Consider the following 20,825-nt stretch of genomic DNA (forward strand, 5'->3'; position numbering starts at 1 on the left):
CGGGGAGGGTGGGGTGGTTCCGCTCCGTCAGTTTCGGGTTCCTGCGGTCGTTTCACACAGGTCCCGTAGCCCAGTCCTGTAGCCCAGGTCCCGTAGCTCAGGTCCCGGAGATGGGCCCTCCCTTACTCCGGCCGCACTCCCATACTCCGGCCGCACTCCCTTACTCCGGAGCTGCCCTCTCTTACTCCCGCTCCGTAAGCGTCAGCAGCGTCGCCTCAGGCGGGCATGCGAACCGTACCGGCGTGTAGCGATTCGTACCGCAGCCCGCCGAGACGTGCAGGTACGCCGTCCGGCCGCCGGACGTATGCGTGGACAGGCCCTTCACTCGGTCCGTGTCCAGGTCGCAGTTGGTGACGAAGGCGCCGTAGAAGGGGAGGCAGACCTGGCCGCCGTGGGTGTGGCCGGCCAGGATCAGGGGGTAGCCGTCCGCGGCGAAGGCGTCGAGGGCGCGCAGGTACGGGGCGTGGACAAGGCCCATGGAGAAGTCGGCCGAGTCGGACGGGCCGCCGGCCACGTGCGCGTACCGGTCGCGTTTGATGTGCGGGTCGTCGAGGCCCGTCAGCTCGATCTCGAAGCCGTCGATCTTCAGCGTGCCGCGTACGTTCGTCAGGTTCAGCCACCCCGCCGAGTCGAACCCGTCGCGCAGGTCCTCCCACGGATTGTGGATCGCGCCGACGACGGGCGGGTTGCCGTTCAGCCCGTGCCGCCCCTGCACCTTCTCGAGCAAGTAGCGGGCGGGGTTGCGGGGTTTGGGCCCGTAGTAGTCGTTCGAGCCGAAGATGTACGCCCCCGGGAACTCCATCAGCGGGCCAAGGGCGTCCAGGACCTCCGGTACGCCCTCCGGATCGGACAGGTTGTCGCCGGTGTTGATGACGAAGTCGGGGCGCAGCCCGGCCAGCGAGTGCAGCCAGCGCTGCTTCTTGCGCTGGCCGCTCACCATGTGGATGTCGGAGACCTGGAGGACGCGGAGCGGGCGCATGCCCGCCGGCAGCACCGGCACCGTCACCCGCCGCAGGCGGAAGGAGCGGGCCTCGAAACCCACCGAGTAGAGCAGACCGGCGGCGCCAGCCGCCGCGATTCCCAGGGGTACTCCGTATCGCGCGCGCATACGCCCATCGTGTCAGACGGCGCGCAGCCGTGAAGCCATCGCATGATCCCCTGGACGCCATCTCACAGCCACCACACAACCATCGCACGGCCACTGCACAGCCACCCGAGGCCACCGAGGGCCATACCCCGGGAAATCACCGAGGGGCGTGCCCCGGGAAATCAATGGGCGGCCGTCGCACCACACCTGCGACAATCAACCCATGACCACGCTCAAGTCGAAGCTGCAGGCAGACCTCAACGCCGCGATCAAGGAGCGCGATGAGCTCCGCTCCTCGACGCTCCGGCTGACCCTCGCCGCGATCACGAAGGAGGAGGTCGCGGGCAAGGAGAAGCGCGAGCTCTCCGACGAGGAGGTCACGAAGGTGATCACCCGTGAGGCGAAGAAGCGCCGCGAGGCCGCCGAGGCCTTCGCGCAGGGCGGTCGCGCCGAGTCGGCCGAGCGGGAGAAGGCGGAGGGCGAGGTTCTCGCCGACTACCTGCCCAAGCAGCTGTCCGACGACGAGCTCCAGCGGATCGTCGCCCAGGCGGTCGAGGAGGCCAGGGCGGCCGGTGCCGAGGGCCCGCGCGCCATGGGCCAGGTCATGAAGATCGTGAACCCGAAGGTGGCGGGCCAGGCCGAGGGCGGCCGCGTCGCCGCCGCGGTGAAGAAGCTGCTCGCGGGCTGAGGCCGGAGACCGAAGACCGGAGGACGGCCGGGAGGCCGCAGTCGTACGCCGATGGGGCGCCCCTTGCCGCAAGGAGCGCCCCATCGGCGTACGAGAACCGGCTCGTACGGAACCCGGTCTACGGGAAGTTGCCGCCGTTCCCGTTCCCGCCGCCGTTGTTCCCGTTCCCGCCGATCGTCCACTCCTCCGGGATCGAGAAGGACGGGTCGGGGAGGGGGAGGTCACCGATGCCGCCGTTCCCGTTCCCACCGTTGCCGTTCCCGTTCCCGGGGTCGTCGTTGTCGCCGTCGTCCGGGCGGTCCCTGTCCTCGTCGGGCGGGTCGGGGATGTCGATGTTGTTGAAGCTCGGGGCTTCCTTGCCCTCAAGGGCGCCGGTCATGGCGTCCTTCCAGATCGGGCCGGGCACCCGGCCGCCGTAGACCTTCTCGTGCCACTCGCCGCCGATCGTGATGTTCGACATCTTGACGGCCTGGGTGGCGCTGCCGACCCAGACGGCGCCGGACATGTTCGGCGTGTAGCCGACGAACCAGGCGTTCCTGCGCTCGTCGGTCGTGCCTGTCTTACCCGCGTTGGCGCGGTCGGTGAGGCCGGCCTGCTGCCCCGTACCGGAGTCGACCACGCCGCCCAGCAGCTTGTTGATGGTGTCCGCCGTGGTCTCGGACATCGCCCGGCTGCAGGTCGACTTCGGCACTGCCAGCGACTTGCTTTCGCCGCCGATCCTCTGGTCGATCGACTCGATGGCGATCGGCGTGCAGTACGTACCGCGGTTGGCGAAGGTCGCGTACGCGCTCGCCATCGTCAGCGGCGAGATACCGGTGGAGCCGAGGGTGAGGGAGGACGGCACGATGGGCAGCTTCTTGCCGTTGCCCTGCACCACGCCCATCTTGTCGAGGATCTTGGACACCGGGCACATTCCGATGTCCCCGAGCATCTGTACGAAGTAGGTGTTGACGGATTTCTCCATCGCCTCCTTCAGGCGGTACGGGCCGACCTCGGACTCGTCCTCGTTCTCCACCTTGGCGCCTTCGGTGTTCCGCCACGGGCTCGAGTCACAGGTCTGCACCGTCTCCGGATACGCCATTTCGTACGGTGCCGGGTAGGACTGGATCGGCGGGGTGCCCCCCTCGAGGGCGGCAGCGGCCAGGAACGGCTTGAAGGTCGAACCGGTCGGGAAGCCGAAGTTCGAGCCGCCCCTGCCCCGGTCGACCGAATAGTTGATCTCGGTCTCGTTCTTGCCGTAGCCGTACGGCTTCGACTGGCCCATGCCGAGGATCTTGCCGGTGCCCGGCTCGACCAGCGTGGTGGCCGTGGCGACCTTGTCCGACTTCTTGACGTGGCTCTTGATCGAAGCCTGCACCGAGTCCTGTGCCTGCGGGTCGAGCGTCGTACGGATCGTCAGGCCGCCCTGGTTCCAGACCTTCGCCCGGGCCTTCTTGGTCTTGCCGAAGACCTTGTCGTTCAGCACCAGTTCGCGTACGTAGTCACAGAAGAAGCTGGCGCCCTTGACCGCCGTGATACACCCGTTGTTCGGCTTGCTGACCTTCAGCGCGAGCGGCTGTTCCTTGGCCTTGTCGGCCTCCGCCTGTGAGACGTCGCCCATGTCGGCCATGCGCTGGAGCACGATGTTGCGCCGCTTGATGGCCTCTTCCTCGTCGTTGACCGGGTCGTAGCGGGTCGGCGACTGGACGACGCCGGCGAGCAGCGCGGCCTGTTCCAGGTTCAGGTCCTTGGCGGACGTGGAGAAGTAGCGCTGGGCCGCGGCCTCGACGCCGTACGCCTGCTGCCCGAAGAACGTGATGTTCAGGTAGTTCTCGAGGATCTTCTTCTTGCCGAGCTCCTCCTCGACCTGGATCGCGTGCTTCAGCTCATTGATCTTGCGGCCGAGGGTCTGCTGTGTGGCCTGGGCGATCTTCGTCGGGTCGTCGCCGGCTTCCTCGACGAAGACGTTCTTCACGTACTGCTGCGTGAGCGTGGAGGCGCCCTGGGAGACGCCGCCGCTCTGCGCGTTCTTGTTGAGGGCGCGCAGGATGCCCTTCAGGTCGATCGCACCGTGCTTGTAGAAGCGCGAGTCCTCGATCGCGACGATCGCCTTCTGCATGTACGGCGAGATGTCCTTGAGGTCGACCACCGTGCGGTCGCGCGAGTAGACGGTGGCGATCGTCCCGCCCTGGTTGTCCAGGATCGTGGTGCGCTGACTCAGCGGCGGACGCTTGAGGTTGGCGGGGATCTCGTCGAATCCCTCGACCGAGCCCTTGGCCGCCAGCCCCAGTGCGCCGGCCGCGGGCAGCGCGATGCCTGCCGCGACGGCTCCCGCGAGCACGCTGACACCTAGGAACTTGGCGGCCTGCTGTACCGGCGACAGACCCCCACCCGAGCGCTTGTTTGCCATGAGAGCAGCCTAATCCGTAGTTCTGTGCGTTCCGACGGAGCGGGTGCTTCCCGGGAAGCTCGGGTACCGAGTCGTGACATCAGTAGTCGAGATCAGCAGTCGTGAAGTCACTGGCCGTGACATCACCGGCCGTGACATCACGGCATGGCAACGCGAGGCGTCTACGTTCCCAATCGCCGGACACGCGTATATGCCTTGGCCTAAGCTGCTCTCAACTGTCACAGCAGTAGGGCTACGTATCAATACGGCTGGCGACCCCGAATCGTTCCAGTCGATTCCCAACTTTTTTGTTGGACTCGTGCCCGAATCCGCCTCATGTGTCACCCGGCGCCCGTTGTGACGCAGCTCAACTGTCCTGGTTTGCCAGGAAGGTTACGTATGCCCTCAGCTCACTCCGTTGGGTGATCTGCCGCGTACCCATAGTCCATTCGGGCCATTCAAGATTGGGCCCGAAGGGGCTGGTTGACTGTGCCCACCTTCCGTAACGTCCTCAACTGGCGGCGGTGAATATGCCGCTGCCGCCGTGGGGGAGCCTCGATTCGGGAGAGGACGGCGCCGGTATGGGCTGGGTAACCGACTGGAGTGCGCAGGCGGCCTGTCGCACTACCGATCCGGACGAACTGTTCGTTCAAGGAGCAGCGCAGAACAGGGCCAAGGCGGTGTGCACCGGATGTCCGGTGCGCACGGAGTGCCTGGCCGACGCGCTGGACAACCGCGTCGAGTTCGGCGTGTGGGGAGGAATGACCGAGCGGGAGCGCCGCGCACTGCTGCGCAGGCGGCCCACGGTCACCTCCTGGCGCAGGCTGCTCGAGACAGCGCGTACGGAGTACGAGCGGGGGGCGGGCATTCTGCCCCTCGACGAGGAAGAGGTGTACGAGAACTACGCGGCGGTGGGCTGACCGCTCGCCGCGGTCGCACCGTGCGCAGCACTACACAGCGCACAAAGCCGTATACGACAGCTGTACGGCCGTATACGACGCCGTCTCTGCGACCAGGACCCGTGCGGTCCCGTACGCGGCAGGGGTCCACGCGGCCCCGAGAGGCTCACGCAGCTCCGGCCGGGGACGCACCGGCCGCGAGCCGTTCCCCGATGTCCCGCAGCCCCGCGAGGTCGTGCACATCGCCGGGCAGCGCGGGCACCTCAGCCACGGCCACCTCGGGGTGGAGCGCGGTGAAGCGGTCACGCGTGCGCTGCTCGCGGGAGAGCAGCCGCATGCGCTCGGCGTGCAACCTCAGCAGGCCTGCGGTGAGTTGGTCGACGGTTCGGGCCGTCCCTGCTCCTTCGGCGTTGAACCGGTCCGCGGCGGGGGAGCCTGCGTCGGGTGCGGGAGCCTCGGGAACGGCGGAAGCGGGAGATTCTGAACTGTCGTACGTGTCGGGAGAGTTACGAAGTCCAGCTTTCCCGCCCTCCTGATCCACAATGCGGGCTTCGGCAAGATTTTCCGCGGCGGCCGGATCGGCTTCCCTGGTGGCCCGATCGGGTTCTGTGGTGGCTGCGTCGATTTCCGTGGCGGTCGCACCGGCATCCGTGGTGACCGGGTCGGGTTCCGTGGTGGTCGCACCGGCTTCCGTGGCGGGCGCATCGGCGGCGAGGCCGAGTTCCTCCGCGGCGGCGAGCGCGCGCTCGGCGGACAGCTGGGTGGCGCCGCTGCTGTGGACCCGGTTCAGGACGAGACCCGCGAGCGGCATGTCCTCGGCGGCCAGGCGCTCCACGAAGTAGGCGGCCTCGCGCAGTGCGTCCCGCTCCGGGGCCGCCACCACAAGGAACGCCGTCCCTGGCGCCTGGAGGAGCTTGTACGTGGCGTCGGCGCGCGTGCGGAAACCACCGAAGGTGGTGTCCATCGCGGCGACGAACGTCTGGACGTCCTTGAGGAGCTGGCCGCCGAGCAGCTTGCCCAGGGTGCCGGTCATCATCGACATCCCGACGTTCAGGAACTTCATCCCGGCGCGGCCGCCCAGCTTCGCCGGCGCGGTCAGCAGCCGGATCAGCCTGCCGTCCAGGAAGGACCCGAGCCGCTTCGGAGCGTCCAGGAAGTCGAGCGCCGAGCGTGAGGGGGGCGTGTCGACGACGATCAGGTCCCACTCGTCGCGGGCCCGCAGCTGGCCCAGCTTCTCCATCGCCATGTACTCCTGCGTGCCCGCGAAGCCCGCCGAGAGCGACTGGTAGAAGGGGTTGCCCAGGATCGTGGCGGCCCGCTCGGGGTCCGCGTGCGCCTCGACGATCTCGTCGAAGGTGCGCTTCATGTCGAGCATCATCGCGTGCAGTTCGCCGTCCGCGGAGTCGTCGATGCCCTTCACGCGGCGCGGGGTGTTGTCGAGCGCGTCGATGCCCATCGACTGGGCGAGCCTGCGCGCCGGGTCGATGGTGAGGACGACCACCTTCCGGCCGCGCTCGGCGGCACGCAGCCCGAGGGCCGCCGCGGTGGTGGTCTTGCCGACGCCGCCCGCCCCGCAGCAGACCACGATGCGGGTCTTCGGGTTGTCGAGCAGCGGGTCGACGTCCAGGACGCGGACCGGGTCCAAGCTCATGAGATCCCCTGCTGACGCAGTTCCGTGGCGAGTTCGTACAGGCCCGCCAGGTCCATTCCCTCGGCGAGCAGCGGGAGTTCGTGCAGTGGGAGGCCGAGCTCCTGGAGCACGGCCCGCTGCTCGCGCTCCAGTGCGTACCGCTCGGCGTACTCGTCCGCCTGGGTGAGCAGCGGATCCACGAGCCGCTCGGCGACCCCGCCGCGGCGTGCGCCGCCGAGTCCGGCCGCGGACAGCGACTTGGCGATGGCCGTACGCGACGCTTCGCGTGTGAGCTCCAGGTCGGCCTCGTCGAGGATCGCGGGCCGCACCATGTTCACGATGGTCCGGCCCACAGGCAGCTTCGCGGCACGCAGCTCGGAAAAGCCGTCCACGGTCTCCTGGACGGGCATCTCCTCGAGGAGTGCCACCAAGTGCACGGCCGTCTCCCGGGACTTGAGGACCCGCATGACGGCCTGCGCCTGATTGTGTATCGGGCCGATCTTGGCGAGCCCTGCCACCTCGTCGTTCACATTCAGGAAGCGGGTGATGCGGCCGGTCGGCGGGGCGTCCATCACCACGTAGTCGTACGCGAACCGGCCGCTCTTGTCCTTCCGGCGTACGGCCTCGCAGGCCTTCCCGGTGAGGAGTACGTCCCTGAGGCCGGGCGCGATCGTCGTCGCGAAGTCGATGGCGCCCAGCTTCTTCAGGGCGCGTCCCGCGCCCCCCAGTTTGTAGAACATCTGGAGGTAGTCGAGGAGCGCCAGCTCGGGGTCGATGGCGAGGGCGAACACCTCCCCGCCCCCGGGAGCGACGGCGATCTTCCGCTCCTCATAGGGCAGCGCCTCCGTCTCGAAGAGCTGTGCGATGCCCTGCCTGCCCTCGACCTCGACCAGGAGGGTGCGCTTGCCCTCCGTCGCGAGGGCGAGCGCGAGGGCTGCGGCGACCGTCGTCTTACCGGTGCCGCCCTTGCCGCTGACGACCTGGAGCCTGCTCACATCTTCGAGCCTAACCAGTCCGCGCCGTGGCTACGCAGGAGGCTGTGGACAACGTGTGCCGGAGGCGGTGGACAACGTGTGCCGGAGGCTGCGGATGATGCGCGCGGGAGGCCGTGTGCGGCAGCGGCTACAGTCGGCCACATGACCAAGTGGGAATACGCAACCGTGCCGCTGCTCGTACACGCCACGAAGCAGATTCTGGACACCTGGGGCGAGGACGGCTGGGAGCTCGTCCAGGTGGTGCCCGGGCCGAACAACCCCGAGCAACTGGTGGCCTACCTGAAGCGCGAGAAGCAGGCATGAGCGCTGTCGAGTCCAAGCTGGCCGAGCTCGGGCTGAGCCTGCCCGAGGTCGTGCCGCCGCTGGCCGCGTATCAGCCCGCCGTGCAGTCCGGGGTGTACGTCTACACCTCCGGCCAGCTCCCCATGGTGGACGGCAAGCTTCCGGTCACCGGCAAGGTGGGTGCGGAGGTGACGCCGGAGGCGGCCAAGGAGCTGGCGGCCACGTGCGCCCTGAACGCCCTGGCCGCGGTCAAGTCGATCGCGGGTGACCTCGACCGCGTCGCGCGCGTGGTGAAGGTCGTCGGCTTCGTGGCCTCGGCCTCCGACTTCACGGGCCAGCCCGCCGTCCTGAACGGCGCGAGCGAGCTGCTGGGCGCGGTCCTGGGCGACAAGGGCGTCCACGCCCGGAGCGCGGTCGGTGTGGCGGTGCTTCCGCTGGACGCGCCCGTGGAGGTCGAGATCCAGGTGGAGCTGACGGGGGCGTAGTCGGGTCCCCGGGAGGGCGTCGGTCAGCCGAAGATCGGGCTCCCCAGGGGCATCGGCGCATCGGGTCTCCAGGACGGTCCCTGGTCGGTCCGTGGCTGGCCCTGGACGGTCTCTGGACCGTCCCTGGAGCAGCCGATTGTTGCCTCTCGAACATCAGCTCTCTACGGGATAGCCTCCGCGCATGGCGAATGGGCAGTGGTACCCACCGGAGTGGCCCGAGCGGATCCGCGCGCTCGCGGAGGGCAGGCTCACACCGGTCACCCCCAGGCGGGCGGCCACCGTCATGCTGCTCAAGGACACCGACGGCGCCCCCGCCGTGCACATGCTGCGCAGACGCGCCTCCATGGCCTTCGCCGGAGGCGCGTACGCGTATCCCGGGGGCGGCGTGGACCCCAGGGACGACGACCGCCAGATCCGCTGGACGGGCCCCACGCGCGCGTGGTGGGCGTCCCGGCTCGGCGTCGACGAGACCTCCGCCCAGGCCATCGTCTGCGCGGCGGTGCGCGAGACGTACGAGGAAGCGGGCGTGCTGCTCGCCGGCCCCACCCCCGACACCGTGGTCGGCGACACCACGGGCGACGACTGGGAGGCGGACCGTGAGGCCCTGGTCGCCCGGGACGTCTCCTTCGCCGAGTTCCTGGACCGCCGAGGGCTCGTCCTGCGTTCCGACCTCCTCGGCGCCTGGACGCGCTGGATCACCCCGGAGTTCGAACCGCGCCGCTACGACACGTGGTTCTTCGTGGCCGCCCTCCCGGAGGGCCAGCGCACCCGCAACGCGTCCACGGAGGCCGAGAGCACCGTGTGGATCCGCCCCGGGGAGGCGGCGGACGCGTACGACAAGGGCGATCTCCTGATGATGCCGCCCACCGTCGCGACCCTGCGCCAGCTCCGCCCGTACGCCACCGCCGCCGACGCCCTCGCCGCCGCGCCCGACCGGGACCTGGCCCCCGTCCTGGCCAAGGCCCGCCTGGAGAACGGCGAGCTGGTGCTCTCCTGGCCAGGACACGACGAGTTCACCAAGCACATCCCGAACGGTGGAGCCCCCGCATGACCGACGCAGCCGCCCTTCCCGGCCAGCCGCGCGGCGGGGTTCTCGACGGCCCCGCCACCCCGCGTGCCATCAACGTCCTCGCGCCCAACGCGTCCCCGATGACGCTCGACGGGACGAACACGTGGATCCTCTCCGAGCCGGACTCCGAGCTCGCGGTGGTGATCGACCCGGGGCCCCTGGACGACGTACATCTGCGCAATGTCGTCGACACGGCCGAGAAGGCGGGCAAGCGGGTCGCGTTGACCCTGCTGACGCACGGGCATCCGGACCATGCCGAGGGCGCCGCGCGGTTCGCGGAGCTGACCGGCACGAAGGTGCGGGCGCTCGACCCCGCGCTGCGGCTCGGTGACGAGGGCCTCGCGGCCGGAGACCTGATCAGGACGGGTGGCCTGGAGCTGCGCGTCGTACCGACCCCCGGCCACACCGCCGACTCGCTGTGCTTCCATCTGCCCGCCGACCGGGCCGTCCTGACCGGCGACACGATCCTGGGCCGGGGCACCACGGTCGTCGCGCACCCCGACGGGCGTCTGGGCGACTACCTGGACTCCCTGCGGCGGCTGAGGTCCCTGACGGTCGACGACGGGGTGCACACGGTGCTGCCGGGCCACGGGCCCGTCCTGGACGACGCCCAGGGCGCCGTGGAGTTCTATCTCGCCCATCGCGCCCACCGCCTCGCCCAGATCGAGACGGCGGTCGAGGACGGTTACCGGACTCCGGGCGAGGTCGTGGCGCATGTGTACGCCGATGTGGACCACTCGCTGTGGCCGGCGGCGGAGCTGTCGGTGCGGGCGCAACTGGACTATCTGCGGGAGCACGGCCTTATTTAGGTACTCAGGCCATGGATATGCCCCTATCGGCCCTCCTAGGGGCGAGGTTTCTTGATGCCGTGCACGCGCGCGTACTCCTCGGCGAGCCATGGCCCGAGGTTGTCGACGTACGACCGCAGGACTGCGAGATCACCTGTCGGCTCGTACGCCACAACAGCCGCCGTCCGCATCTCCGCGGCCCGCTCCGGGTAGTACCGCCCGAACACCTCCGCCATCTCGTGGCGTCGAGCCCTCTACGGTGAACGGTTCCGACCATGGAGCTACTGTGCCCCGATGACCCTGGGCTTCGGGAGCCCCGTCAGGGGCGCGGGGAACTGCGCGACAAGCCACAACGGACCCGCAGCCGACGCACGACCTGGGTGTGTCTGTCGGGGGGTCCGGGGGCGCAGCCCCTGGGACGGGACGGGGCGGCGGGGGTGGGACCCATCCCGGGAGCGCCCCCCGGCACCAAGCACGACGGGGTCCCGCTCCCAAAAGGGCAGGACCCTGTCGACGTACCGCCAAGACCCAGCGTCAGCGAGACCGCTTGGCCAGCCGCTCCACGTCCAGCAGAATCACCGCACGCGCCTCCAGGCGGAGCCACCCGCGGCCCGCGAAGTCGGCGAGCGCCTTGTTGACCGTCTCGCGGGAGGCGCCGACGAGTTGGGCGAGCTCCTCCTGGGTCAGATCGTGTACGACGTGGATGCCTTCCTCGGACTGCACGCCGAAGCGGCGCGAGAGGTCCAGGAGCGCGCGGGCCACGCGGCCCGGCACGTCGGAGAACACCAGGTCGGACATCTGGTCGTTGGTCTTGCGCAGGCGCCGGGCGACGGCGCGCAGCAGGGCGGCGGCCACCTCGGGGCGTGCGTTCAGCCACGGCTGGAGGTCGCCGTGGCCCAGGCCCAGCAGCTTGACCTCGGTCAGCGCGCTGGCGGTCGCCGTACGCGGGCCCGGGTCGAACAGCGACAGCTCGCCGATGAGCTCGCCGGGACCCAGGACGGCGAGCATGTTCTCGCGGCCGTCGGGGGACGTGCGGTGGAGCTTCACCTTGCCCTCGGTGACCACGTACAGGCGGTCACCCGGGTCACCCTCGTGGAACAGCGCGTCGCCGCGCGCGAGGGTCACCTCACTCATGGAGGCGCGGAGCTCCGCGGCCTGCTCGTCATCGAGCGCCGCGAAGAGCGGGGCGCGCCGCAGAACGTCGTCCACGAGTTCTCTCCTTGTCGACCTGCTCAGGGGATCTTGCTCCCCCGTCTATCAGGGGACGGTGCTCCCCATGTTGCCGGACGGTCCAAACAGTGTGATCAGTCACAAGTCTGCCGCACGCACGTCCCGGGCAGTGCAGCAGGGGGCCAATTGGCGGCCGATCCCGGAGGGCCGGGGCGGATGTCAGCGGCGGGCTTTAGGCTGGCCGGGTGTCCAAATCGCCGGTGAGAGCACAGGCCAAGGGGGCTGGACGGGTGGTTGCGCGTCGCGATTCCGCTGTGGGCGAACAGAGCCCCGACGGAACGAAGGAAACGGCAAAAGCGGCAAATTCGTCCCCGGTCGAGAGGGCGTCGGGGGTCGCGAAGAAGGCGACGGCCACGACGAAGAAAGCTGCGCCCGCCAAGAAGGCGACGGCTACGACGAAGAAGGCTGCGCCCGCCAAGAAGGCCTCCCCTGCCCAGAAAGCCGCGCCCGCCAAGAAGGCGGCCCAGGCGGCGACCGAGGCCACCGCCAAGAAGGCCACCTCCAAGAAGGCCACCGCCAAGAAAGCGACCCCCGCCGAAGTGACCCCCGCCAAGCCTCCCCGGAACGAGTCCCGTACCGCCCTGGTCCGCCGCGCCCGCCGTATCAACCGCGAGCTCGCCGAGGTCTACCCGTACGCCCACCCGGAGCTGGACTTCGAGAACCCCTTCCAACTCGTGGTCGCCACCGTGCTGTCGGCCCAGACGACCGACCTGCGGGTGAACCAGACGACCCCGGCCCTCTTCGCCAAGTACCCCACCCCCGAGGACCTGGCCGCGGCGAACCCCGAGGAGGTCGAGGAGATCCTGCGGCCGTGCGGGTTCTTCCGGGCCAAGACCAAGTCGGTGATAGGGCTCTCCAAGGCCCTGCGGGACGACTTCGGCGGCGAGGTCCCAGGACGCCTGGAGGACCTCGTCAAGCTCCCCGGAGTGGGCCGCAAGACCGCCTTCGTGGTCCTCGGCAACGCCTTCGGGCGGCCCGGGATCACTGTGGACACCCACTTCCAGAGGCTCGTCCGCCGCTGGCAGTGGACCGACGAGAAGGAGCCGGACAAGATCGAGGCAGCCGTCGGCTCGCTCTTCCCGAAGAGCGAGTGGACGATGCTCTCGCACCACGTGATCTTCCACGGCCGTCGTATCTGCCATGCCCGCAAGCCCGCCTGCGGTGCCTGCCCGATCGCCCCGCTCTGCCCGGCGTACGGGGAGGGCGAGACGGACCCGGAGAAGGCCAAGAAGCTCCTGAAGTACGAGAAGGGCGGCTTCCCGGGTCAGCGCCTCAAGCCTCCGCAGGCGTACCTGGACGCGGGTGGCCTCCCCGCGCCGCCGCTGGGGGTACCCGTGCCGGGTGCGCCCGCAGCGGATGCGGGATGACGGAACGAACAGGCGGTGCACAGGCGTTGAGATCAGCAGAACGGGGGTGGCGATGACGCACGCGAGCGATATGCACAACGGCCGGCTGAGCCTGAGCAAAGACGGCCTGCCCGACTGGCTTGACCCGGTGGTGCACGCCGTCGAGACGGTGGAGCCGCTGCAGCTGAGCCGCTTCCTGCCGCCGGCGAACGGCGCGGGCCGCCAGTCCGCCGTACTGATCCTGTTCGGCGAGGGCGAGTGCGGTCCCGAGCTGCTGCTCATGGAGCGGGCCAGTTCGCTCCGATCGCATGCGGGGCAGCCCTCGTTCCCCGGTGGCGCCCTCGACCCCGAGGACGGCGACCCGAAGGCCGACGGGCCGCTGCGGGCCGCTCTCCGCGAGGCTGAGGAGGAGACCGGGCTCGACCCGCGCGGCGTCCAGCTCTTCGGCGTGCTGCCCGCGCTCTACATCCCGGTGAGCGGCTTCGTGGTCACCCCGGTGCTGGGCTGGTGGCGCGAGCCGACGCCGGTGGGTGTGGTCGATCCGAACGAGACGGCCCGGGTGTTCACGGTCCCCGTGGCGGATCTCACGGACCCCGCCAACCGCGCGACGACCGCCCACCCCAGCGGCCACCGAGGTCCGGCATTCCTGGTCGAATCGGCCCTGGTATGGGGCTTCACGGCCGGTGTCATCGACCGGCTCCTGCACTACTCGGGCTGGGAGCGACCTTGGGACCGCGAGAAGCAGGTCCCGCTCGACTGGCGCGCATGACAGGGTGGCACCCGTGCTGGGTCTTTCCGGGGGACGCTGTGTCCCATTGCCGCTGCGCGACGGGCCGGACCCCCGGCCGGGCGATGGCGACCGCAAAGTGACGAGGCGAGGCTTGAATCAGTGAACGTGCTGGACATCCTGCTGCTGGTCGCCGCTGTGTGGTTCGCGATCGTGGGCTATCGCCAGGGGTTCGTCGTCGGCATCCTGTCGGTGATCGGTTTCCTGGGCGGCGGTCTCGTCGCGGTCTACCTGCTGCCCGTCATCTGGGACGCCCTGACCGAGGACGCCGAGGTGAGTACGACCGCCGCCGTCGTCGCGGTGGTCGTCGTGATCGTCTGTGCCTCCGTCGGCCAGGCCCTGACCACACACCTCGGCAACAAGCTGCGCCGGTACATCACCTGGTCCCCGGCCCGCGCCCTGGACGCCACGGGCGGCGCTCTCGTCAACGTCGTGGCGATGCTGCTGGTCGCCTGGCTGATCGGCTTGCTCCTGGCCGGCACGGCAAGTTCGACGATCGGCAAGGAGGTCCGTAACTCCAAGGTGCTGCTCGGCGTGTCGAACGCCCTGCCCGACCAGGCCGACACCTGGTTCGACGACTTCACCTCGGCGCTCGCGCAGAACGGCTTCCCGCAGGTCTTCAGCCCGTTCTCCAACGAACCCATCAAGGAGGTCCAGTCCCCCGACCCGGCCCTCGCCAACAGTGCGGTCGCCACCCGCGCCCAGCGCTCCATCGTGAAGGTCACCGGCACCGCCCAGAGCTGCGGCAAGGTCCTCGAAGGCACCGGCTTCGTCTTCGGCGAGCGCCGCGTGATGACGAACGCGCACGTGGTGGGCGGCGTCGACGAGCCGTACGTCCAGATAGGCGGCGAGGGCAAGCGATACGCCGCGAAGGTCGTGCTCTACGACTGGGAGCGCGACATCGCCGTACTGGACGTACCCGATCTGCGCGCCCCCGCCCTACAGTTCACGTCCCAGGACGCTGCGAGCGGCGACGGCGCGATCGTCGCGGGCTTCCCGGAGAACGGGTCGTACACCGTCAACGCCGCGCGCGTGCGCGGCCGCATCACGGCCAACGGCCCGGACATCTACCACCGCGGCACGGTGCGCCGCGACGTCTACTCGCTCTACGCGACCGTGCGCCAGGGCAACTCCGGCGGCCCGCTGCTCACCCCGGACGGCAAGGTGTACGGCGTGGTCTTCGCGAAGTCCCTCGACGACCCGGAGACGGGGTACGCGCTCACGGCGGACGAGGTCCAGCAGGACATCGCCCAGGGCCGTACCGCCAACCAGCAGGTGGACAGCGACAGCTGCGCGCTGTGACCGGGCGTTTTCGGGGGGCGGGCTCAGCCGCGAGGATGGCGCAGGCGCGCCGAGACCCAGCGGGCCCGGCGCCTCAGAATGTGCGGGATTCCCAGCCGGGGGTCCGTGCCCTGCATCTGCGGGCCACCCCTCTGGTGGGAGCTCAGGCCACTGGCCGAGCGGCGGTTGCGTGCTGCGTCACTGTAATCGTGCGTCCAGCCCATACCTCGACGTCTGCCCCTGCCCCAAGGTCGATAACCGCCACAAGGGCCCCCAATTGGCCTATGCGCCAGGCATTTGGCCGCTCGTAGGACAAGCGTTCCCGTCCGGATACCGAACGCCACGCGGACCCGCCGGGAGGCCCTTCGAAACCCCTGCTCAGGGGCCTGTTCAGGGCCCTCAGCGGTCAGGTTGTGAGCCCTCAGCGATCTGGTTCGGGATCCTTGAGCCAGTTCACCAATTCGGTGGGCTGTGCCAGCCCGGGGGATAACCCCCGGACCCCCAGCCGCGTTCGGCGCAGCCGTGCTTCAGCGGTGGGGCTCGGGATCCTCAGCGATCCGGTTCGGGATCCTTCAGCCAGTTCACCAATTCGGTGGAAAACGCCACCGGGTCCTCCTCGTGCGGAAAGTGCCCCAGTCCGTCGAACAGCCGCCAGCGGTACGGTGCTTCGACGTACTCCCCGGAGCCCGCCGCACTCCGCGTCCGCATCACCGGGTCGAGCGAGCCGTGCAGATGCAGCGTCGGCACCCGCACCGGCCGCTTCATCCGACGGTTGAACTGGATGCCGTCGGGCCGGGCCAGCGAGCGCACCATCCAGCGGTACGGCTCGATCGCGCAGTGCGCCGTCGACGGGATGCGCATCGCACGCCGGTACATCTCCACGGCCTCGTCGTCCGGCAGCCGCGGCCCGGACCAGTCCCGTACGAGACGGCCCACCAAGGCGCCCTCGTCGGCGACGAGTTGACGCTCCGGGAGCCAGGGCCGCTGAAAGCCCCAGATGTACGAGCCCGCCGCGGTCTGCTTCATGTCCGAGATCATCGCCGAGCGCCAGCGCCGGGGATGCGGCATCGAGGAGACAGCGAGTCGGCGCACCAGCTTGGGGCGCATCACGGCCGCCGTCCACGCCAGATAGCCGCCGAGGTCATGGCCGACGAGCGCGGCGTCGGGCTCGCCGAGGGACCGTACGACCCCGGTGATGTCGAGCGCGAGATTTGCCGGGTCGTAGCCGCGCGGCGTCCGGTCGCTGCCGCCGACTCCCCGCAGGTCCATCGCGACCGCGCGGAAGCCCGCGTCGGCGAGCGCCGGCAGTTGATGCCGCCAGGTCCACCAGAACTGCGGGAAGCCGTGCAGCAGCAGGACCAGTGGCCCGTCGCCCATCTCGGCGATGTGGAAACGTGCGCCGTTGGCGGCGACGTCCCGGTGGCTCCAGGGCCCGTCGAGCCGTACGACCGAGGGGGATTGCGCCGAAGGTGTGGCGGGATCCGTCATGAGGACGAGCGTGCCACAGCCTCGACGCCCTCACCGACCCGATCGGCCGGGTTCAGCTGACGCGGGTGCGGCTTCGCGTTCTGCAGGACGGCCGCCGTCTCCTTGACCGAGGCCGCGGTCTTCTGTGGACCCTTGCCCTTCTTGGCCTTCTTCGCGAAGACGACGCCGATCAGCGCGAGCACTCCGGCGACCAGCACGTTCGCGGCGAAGGACAGCAGGAAGCAGACCGCGAGGTTCCAGTCGCTCCAGGTGCGGATCCCGTACGCCAGGGCGAAGCTGAGCATCGGCAGGGAGAAGATCAGCACCGCTCCGGCCGCCGCGAACGCGCCACCGCCGACCGCGCCGCGTTTGACGTCGCGCTTGAGCTGGGCCTTCGCCAGCGCGATCTCGTCGTGCACCAGCGCGGACATCTCGGTCGTCGCCGAGGCGAACAGCTGGCCGATGCTGCGTTCGGCGCCGACCGGGCTGCCGTCGGGTGCGCTCATCGCGTTCTCCCTGTTCTCTTGGGACGTTCTGTTGGGACGTGCTGTGGGACGTGCTGTGGGACGTGCTGTGGGACGTGCTCTAGGGACGGTCTGACGGTGTCTTGGGTTCTTCGGCTCTTGCGGCGTTTTGCGTGCCTGTCAGTCAGATCATGCCGGACCGTCGTTCTCCTCGCTTGCCCCGGCGGTCACTTCGGCAAGCCTCCGGTGTTCGGCGGCCTTGCGTTCGTAGATGTCCGCCATCCGCAGGTGGTACTCCGGGTTGTCCTGCTCGTAGATGTCGGGGATGCCGTCGAGGTCCTCGTCCAGCTCCTCGGCCTCGCAGAGCTTGCGGTACTTGGCGTTCCGTATCTTCAGCAGCGTCCCCGCCAGGACGGCCGCGATCAGGGATCCGGTCAGGACGGCGGCCTTGACCTCGTCGGTGAGCACCTGGTCGCCCTCGAAGGCGAGCTCGCCGATGAGCAGTGAGACCGTGAAGCCGATGCCCGCGAGGGAGGCCACCGCGAAGACGTCCGGCCAGGCCAGGTCCTCGGAGAGCTCCGCCCTGGTGAAGCGGGCCGTCAGCCACGTACCGCCGAAGATGCCGACCGCCTTGCCGACGACGAGCCCGAGGACGACGCCCAGGGTCTCGGGCCGCGTGAACACCTCTCCGAGCGCGTCCCCCGAGACCGCGACCCCGGCGCTGAACAGCGCGAACAGCGGAACGGCGAGGCCCGCCGACAGGGGACGTACGAGATGCTCGATGTGCTCGCCGGGGGAGTGCGCCTCGTCCTCGTGGGTGGTGCAGCGCAGCATCAGGCCCATCGCGACACCGGCGATGGTGGCGTGGATGCCGCTGTTGTACATCAGCGCCCAGATGACGAGGGCGAGCGGGACGTACACGTACCAGCCCCGTACGCCCTTCCTCAGCAGCAGCCAGAAGACGGCGAGGCCGACGACGGCGCCGCCGAGAGCCGCGAAGTCCAGGTCGTCGGTGAAGAACACCGCGATGATCAGGATCGCGAAGAGGTCGTCGACGACCGCGAGGGTGAGCAGGAAGGCGCGCAGGGCGCTCGGCAGGGACGTACCGATGACGGCGAGTACGGCGAGCGCGAAGGCGATGTCGGTCGCGGTCGGTACGGCCCAGCCGGCGAGCGAGCCGCCGCCGGTGACGCTCACCAGCGTGTAGACGAGCGCCGGCGCGGCCATGCCGCAGAGCGCGGCGACGACCGGGAGCGCGGCGGCCCTGGGATCCCTGAGGTCGCCGGCGACCAGCTCGCGCTTGAGCTCGATGCCGGCGACGAAGAAGAAGACCGCGAGCAGTCCGTCGGCGGCCCAGTGCTCGACGGAGAGGTCCAGGCCGAGCGAGGCGGGGCCGATGTGGAAGTCGCGGACCGAGTCGTAGCTCTCTTTGAGGTTGGTGTTCGCCCAGATCAGCGCGGCGATCGCGGCGAGGAGCAGGAGTACGCCGCCGACGGTCTCGGTGCGCAGCGCATCCGCCACGAAGTTCCGCTCGGGGAGCGAGAGACGTCCGAGGACCTTGCGGTCCTTGCTGGCGGTGGGAGCGGGCGCGGGCACGTGAGTCGACCTCCGGTCGGTAGGCAGGGCAGAGCACATGCCGACCAGACTTCCCGGCGCACCTCAGACTTCTTGTCGTGTTGTTGACGCTTTCCTTAGCTTACGTAAGAAGGGCACCCGGCGCGCTGCCGGGTGCCCCTCGAGCCATACGTCTTGCGTCGTACGTCTTGTGCCGTACGTACGGCTGTCAGTCCTCGCTGGCCGCCGACGGGAGCTTCGTCTGGATCAGATCCATCACCGTGGAGTCGGTGAGCGTGGTGACGTCACCGAGCTCGCGGTTCTCGGCGACGTCGCGCAGCAGACGGCGCATGATCTTGCCGGAGCGGGTCTTGGGCAGCTCGGCCACCGGCAGGATCCGCTTGGGCTTGGCGATCGGGCCGAGGGCCTTGCTGACATGGGCGCGCAGCTCACCGACCAGGTCCGCGGTCTCCGCGGCCGAGCCGCGCAGGATCACGAAGGCCACGATCGCCTGACCGGTCGTCTCGTCGGCCGCGCCCACGACCGCGGCCTCGGCGACCGACGGGTGCGAGACGAGCGCCGACTCGACCTCGGTGGTGGAGATGTTGTGCCCGGACACGAGCATCACGTCGTCGACCCGGCCGAGCAGCCAGATGTCGCCGTCCTCGTCCTTCTTGGCGCCGTCCCCGGCGAAGTACTTGCCCTCGAACCGCGACCAGTACGTGTCGAGGAAGCGCTGGTCGTCACCCCAGATGGTGCGCAGCATCGACGGCCACGGCTCGGTCAGGACGAGATACCCGCCGCCTCCATCGGGTACTTCCTGTGCCTCGTCATCGACGACCGTCGCGGAGATGCCGGGCAGCGGGCGCTGCGCGGAGCCGGGCTTGGCCTCGGTGACGCCCGGCAGCGGCGAGATCATCATCGAGCCGGTCTCGGTCTGCCACCAGGTGTCCACGACCGGGCACGTGTCGGCGCCGATGTGCTTGCGGTACCAGATCCACGCCTCGGGGTTGATGGGCTCGCCCACCGACCCCAGGACGCGAAGGCTGCTGAGGTCGAACTTCGCGGGGATGTCGTCTCCCCACTTCATGAACATGCGGATCACGGTGGGCGCGGTGTAGAGGATCGTCACGCCGTACTTCTGGATGATCTCCCAGAAGCGGCCCTGGTGCGGGGTGTCCGGCGTGCCCTCGTACATCACCTGCGTCGCGCCGTTCGCGAGCGGCCCGTACGTGATGTACGAGTGGCCCGTCACCCAGCCGATGTCGGCCGTGCACCAGTAGACGTCGGTCTCCGGCTTGAGGTCGAAGACGGCGTGGTGGGTGTACGCGGTCTGGGTGAGGTAGCCGCCGGAGGTGTGCAGGATGCCCTTCGGCTTACCCGTCGTGCCCGAGGTGTAGAGGATGAACAGCGGCTGCTCGGCGTCGAACGCCTCGGGCGTGTGCTCGGCGGACTGCTTCTGCGTGATCTCGTGCCACCAGATGTCGCGGCCCTCGGTCCAGGCGACCTCCTGGCCCGTACGGCGCACGACGAGCACCTTGTCGACGCCGTCGACCCGCGCGACCGCCTCGTCGACGGCGGGCTTGAGCGCGGAGGGCTTGCCGCGCCGGTAGCCGCCGTCCGCGGTGATGACCAGCTTGGCGTCGGCGTCCTCGATGCGGGTGGCGATGGCGTCGGCCGAGAAACCGCCGAAGACGACCGAGTGCGTGGCGCCGATGCGGGCGCAGGCCAGCATCGCGACGACGGCCTCGGGGATCATCGGCAGGTAGATGGCGACCCGGTCGCCCTTCTCGACTCCCACCTCTGTGAGGGCGTTGGCAGCCCGGGAGACCTCGTCCTTCAACTCGGCGTAGGTGATGGCCCGGCTGTCACCGGGCTCGCCCTCGAAGTGGATCGCGACACGGTCGCCGTGACCGGCCTCGACATGGCGGTCGACGCAGTTGTACGCGACGTTCAGCTTCCCGTCCGCGAACCATTTGGCGAAGGGCGGGTTCGACCAGTCCAGCGTCTCGGTCGGCTCGGTGGCCCAGGTCAGCCGGCGCGCCTGCTCGGCCCAGAAACCGAGCCGGTCAGCCTTGGCCTGTTCATACGCCTCCGCTGTGACGTTGGCGTTCGCGGCCAGGTCGGCGGGCGGCGCGAACCTGCGCTCCTCACGAAGCAGGTTGGAGAGGGAAGGATTCTCGCTCACTGTCCCGTCTCCTTCCTCAGCAGGTTGGCCAGGCTTTCGTTGCTCACGACATCTCCCTTTCCCAGGGTGTCCGTTGTGTCCCGGGCCAGCTCATCAGACGTGGACCCCTGGTGACAAGGGCCGTCCAAGAATTGGTTTAGACCTATTTGCGTGGCCCCCGCGCACAGGGGGCCACACGTTCTCACGGACGGAGGAGTCGTGCGGTTCAGGCCCGCGG

The 20,825-nt window shown here is 69.4% G+C and carries 18 protein-coding genes and 2 pseudogenes; 9 read left to right on the top strand and 11 right to left on the bottom strand.

The annotated features are described in order from the left end of the window. Positions 1–181: 181 nt before the first annotated feature. Positions 182–1,108: a metallophosphoesterase gene (locus G5C60_RS26335; RefSeq protein ID WP_165263406.1), complete on the bottom strand. Its 927-nt coding sequence runs from the start codon at positions 1,106–1,108 to the stop codon at positions 182–184. Between the two features lie 202 nt (positions 1,109–1,310). Between G5C60_RS26335 and G5C60_RS26340 the strand changes: the two genes are divergently transcribed. After that, on the top strand, positions 1,311–1,775 hold the full coding sequence (locus G5C60_RS26340) for a GatB/YqeY domain-containing protein (protein WP_165263407.1): 465 nt from the start codon (positions 1,311–1,313) through the stop codon (positions 1,773–1,775). Between the two features lie 118 nt (positions 1,776–1,893). Here G5C60_RS26340 and G5C60_RS26345 read toward each other — a convergent pair whose 3' ends face one another. Continuing rightward, positions 1,894–4,164: a transglycosylase domain-containing protein gene (locus tag G5C60_RS26345; protein WP_165263408.1), complete on the bottom strand. Its 2,271-nt coding sequence runs from the start codon at positions 4,162–4,164 to the stop codon at positions 1,894–1,896. Between the two features lie 560 nt (positions 4,165–4,724). Here G5C60_RS26345 and wblA point away from each other — a divergent pair. Then, complete coding sequence (gene wblA / locus G5C60_RS26355; RefSeq protein ID WP_055515737.1) at positions 4,725–5,063, top strand: transcriptional regulator WblA; 339 nt, start codon at positions 4,725–4,727, stop codon at positions 5,061–5,063. A gap of 145 nt (positions 5,064–5,208) precedes the next feature. Here the strand turns inward: wblA and bagB are convergent, their stop codons facing one another. Together bagB and bagA are read right to left on the bottom strand one after the other, a co-directional pair. After that, a complete protein-coding gene (bagB, locus tag G5C60_RS26360; protein WP_165263409.1) occupies positions 5,209–6,693 on the bottom strand; it encodes an ATPase BagB in 1,485 nt (494 codons plus the stop codon). Beyond that, entirely contained in the window at positions 6,690–7,667 is a 978-nt protein-coding gene (gene bagA, locus G5C60_RS26365; protein WP_165263410.1) for an ATPase BagA, read from the bottom strand. Before bagA ends, bagB begins: the two co-directional genes overlap by 4 nt. A gap of 141 nt (positions 7,668–7,808) precedes the next feature. Here bagA and G5C60_RS26370 point away from each other — a divergent pair, with 141 nt between their 5' ends. From G5C60_RS26370 to G5C60_RS26385, 4 genes are all read left to right on the top strand, one after another. Continuing rightward, positions 7,809–7,970 (top strand): Sp36 family protein, encoded by a 162-nt coding sequence (locus tag G5C60_RS26370; protein ID WP_003975360.1) that lies wholly within the window; start codon positions 7,809–7,811, stop codon positions 7,968–7,970. Continuing rightward, on the top strand, positions 7,967–8,434 hold the full coding sequence (locus G5C60_RS26375) for a RidA family protein (RefSeq protein ID WP_165263411.1): 468 nt from the start codon (positions 7,967–7,969) through the stop codon (positions 8,432–8,434). The genes G5C60_RS26370 and G5C60_RS26375 overlap by 4 nt, the downstream gene beginning before the upstream one ends. A 181-nt stretch (positions 8,435–8,615) precedes the next feature. Beyond that, complete coding sequence (locus G5C60_RS26380) at positions 8,616–9,485, top strand: NUDIX hydrolase (protein ID WP_165263412.1); 870 nt, start codon at positions 8,616–8,618, stop codon at positions 9,483–9,485. Next, entirely contained in the window at positions 9,482–10,312 is an 831-nt protein-coding gene (locus G5C60_RS26385; protein WP_165263413.1) for an MBL fold metallo-hydrolase, read from the top strand. The genes G5C60_RS26380 and G5C60_RS26385 overlap by 4 nt, the downstream gene beginning before the upstream one ends. Before the next feature lie 35 nt (positions 10,313–10,347). Here the strand turns inward: G5C60_RS26385 and G5C60_RS26390 are convergent. Both G5C60_RS26390 and G5C60_RS26395 read right to left on the bottom strand, forming a co-directional pair. Further along, a pseudogene (locus G5C60_RS26390) lies at positions 10,348–10,530 on the bottom strand (nucleotidyltransferase); the annotation flags it as partial. A gap of 295 nt (positions 10,531–10,825) precedes the next feature. Continuing rightward, positions 10,826–11,500 carry a Crp/Fnr family transcriptional regulator gene (locus G5C60_RS26395; protein WP_016642758.1) on the bottom strand — a complete coding sequence of 225 codons (675 nt, stop codon included), beginning with the start codon at positions 11,498–11,500 and terminating at the stop codon, positions 10,826–10,828. 275 nt (positions 11,501–11,775) lie between these two features. Here G5C60_RS26395 and nth point away from each other — a divergent pair, with 275 nt between their 5' ends. From nth to G5C60_RS26410, 3 genes are all read left to right on the top strand, one after another. Beyond that, positions 11,776–12,888: an endonuclease III gene (nth, locus tag G5C60_RS26400; RefSeq protein ID WP_165263414.1), complete on the top strand. Its 1,113-nt coding sequence runs from the start codon at positions 11,776–11,778 to the stop codon at positions 12,886–12,888. Positions 12,889–12,940: 52 nt separating this feature from the next. Beyond that, the gene (locus G5C60_RS26405) at positions 12,941–13,636 is read left to right on the top strand and encodes an NUDIX hydrolase (RefSeq protein ID WP_165263415.1); all 696 of its coding nucleotides are present in this window, start codon (positions 12,941–12,943) and stop codon (positions 13,634–13,636) included. Between the two features lie 120 nt (positions 13,637–13,756). After that, positions 13,757–14,956, top strand: coding sequence for a MarP family serine protease (locus tag G5C60_RS26410; protein ID WP_165263416.1), 1,200 nt, complete (start codon positions 13,757–13,759; stop codon positions 14,954–14,956). Between the two features lie 23 nt (positions 14,957–14,979). Here G5C60_RS26410 and G5C60_RS52305 read toward each other — a convergent pair whose 3' ends face one another. From G5C60_RS52305 to acs, 5 genes and pseudogenes are all read right to left on the bottom strand, one after another. Continuing rightward, positions 14,980–15,159: a hypothetical protein gene (locus G5C60_RS52305; protein ID WP_165263417.1), complete on the bottom strand. Its 180-nt coding sequence runs from the start codon at positions 15,157–15,159 to the stop codon at positions 14,980–14,982. Positions 15,160–15,484: 325 nt separating this feature from the next. Next, a complete protein-coding gene (locus tag G5C60_RS26420; protein ID WP_165263418.1) occupies positions 15,485–16,423 on the bottom strand; it encodes an alpha/beta fold hydrolase in 939 nt (312 codons plus the stop codon). Next, a complete protein-coding gene (locus G5C60_RS26425) occupies positions 16,420–16,908 on the bottom strand; it encodes a phage holin family protein (protein WP_165263419.1) in 489 nt (162 codons plus the stop codon). The genes G5C60_RS26420 and G5C60_RS26425 overlap by 4 nt, the downstream gene beginning before the upstream one ends. A gap of 147 nt (positions 16,909–17,055) precedes the next feature. Continuing rightward, positions 17,056–18,501: a Na+/H+ antiporter NhaA gene (gene nhaA / locus G5C60_RS26430; RefSeq protein WP_165263420.1), complete on the bottom strand. Its 1,446-nt coding sequence runs from the start codon at positions 18,499–18,501 to the stop codon at positions 17,056–17,058. A 148-nt stretch (positions 18,502–18,649) separates the two neighbouring features. Next, positions 18,650–20,697: pseudogene (gene acs / locus G5C60_RS26435) on the bottom strand (acetate--CoA ligase). Between the last annotated feature and the right edge of the window lie 128 nt (positions 20,698–20,825).

The organism is Streptomyces scabichelini, from assembly GCF_011045015.1.
In the GTDB taxonomy this organism is placed as follows: Bacteria; Actinomycetota; Actinomycetes; order Streptomycetales; family Streptomycetaceae; genus Streptomyces; species Streptomyces scabichelini.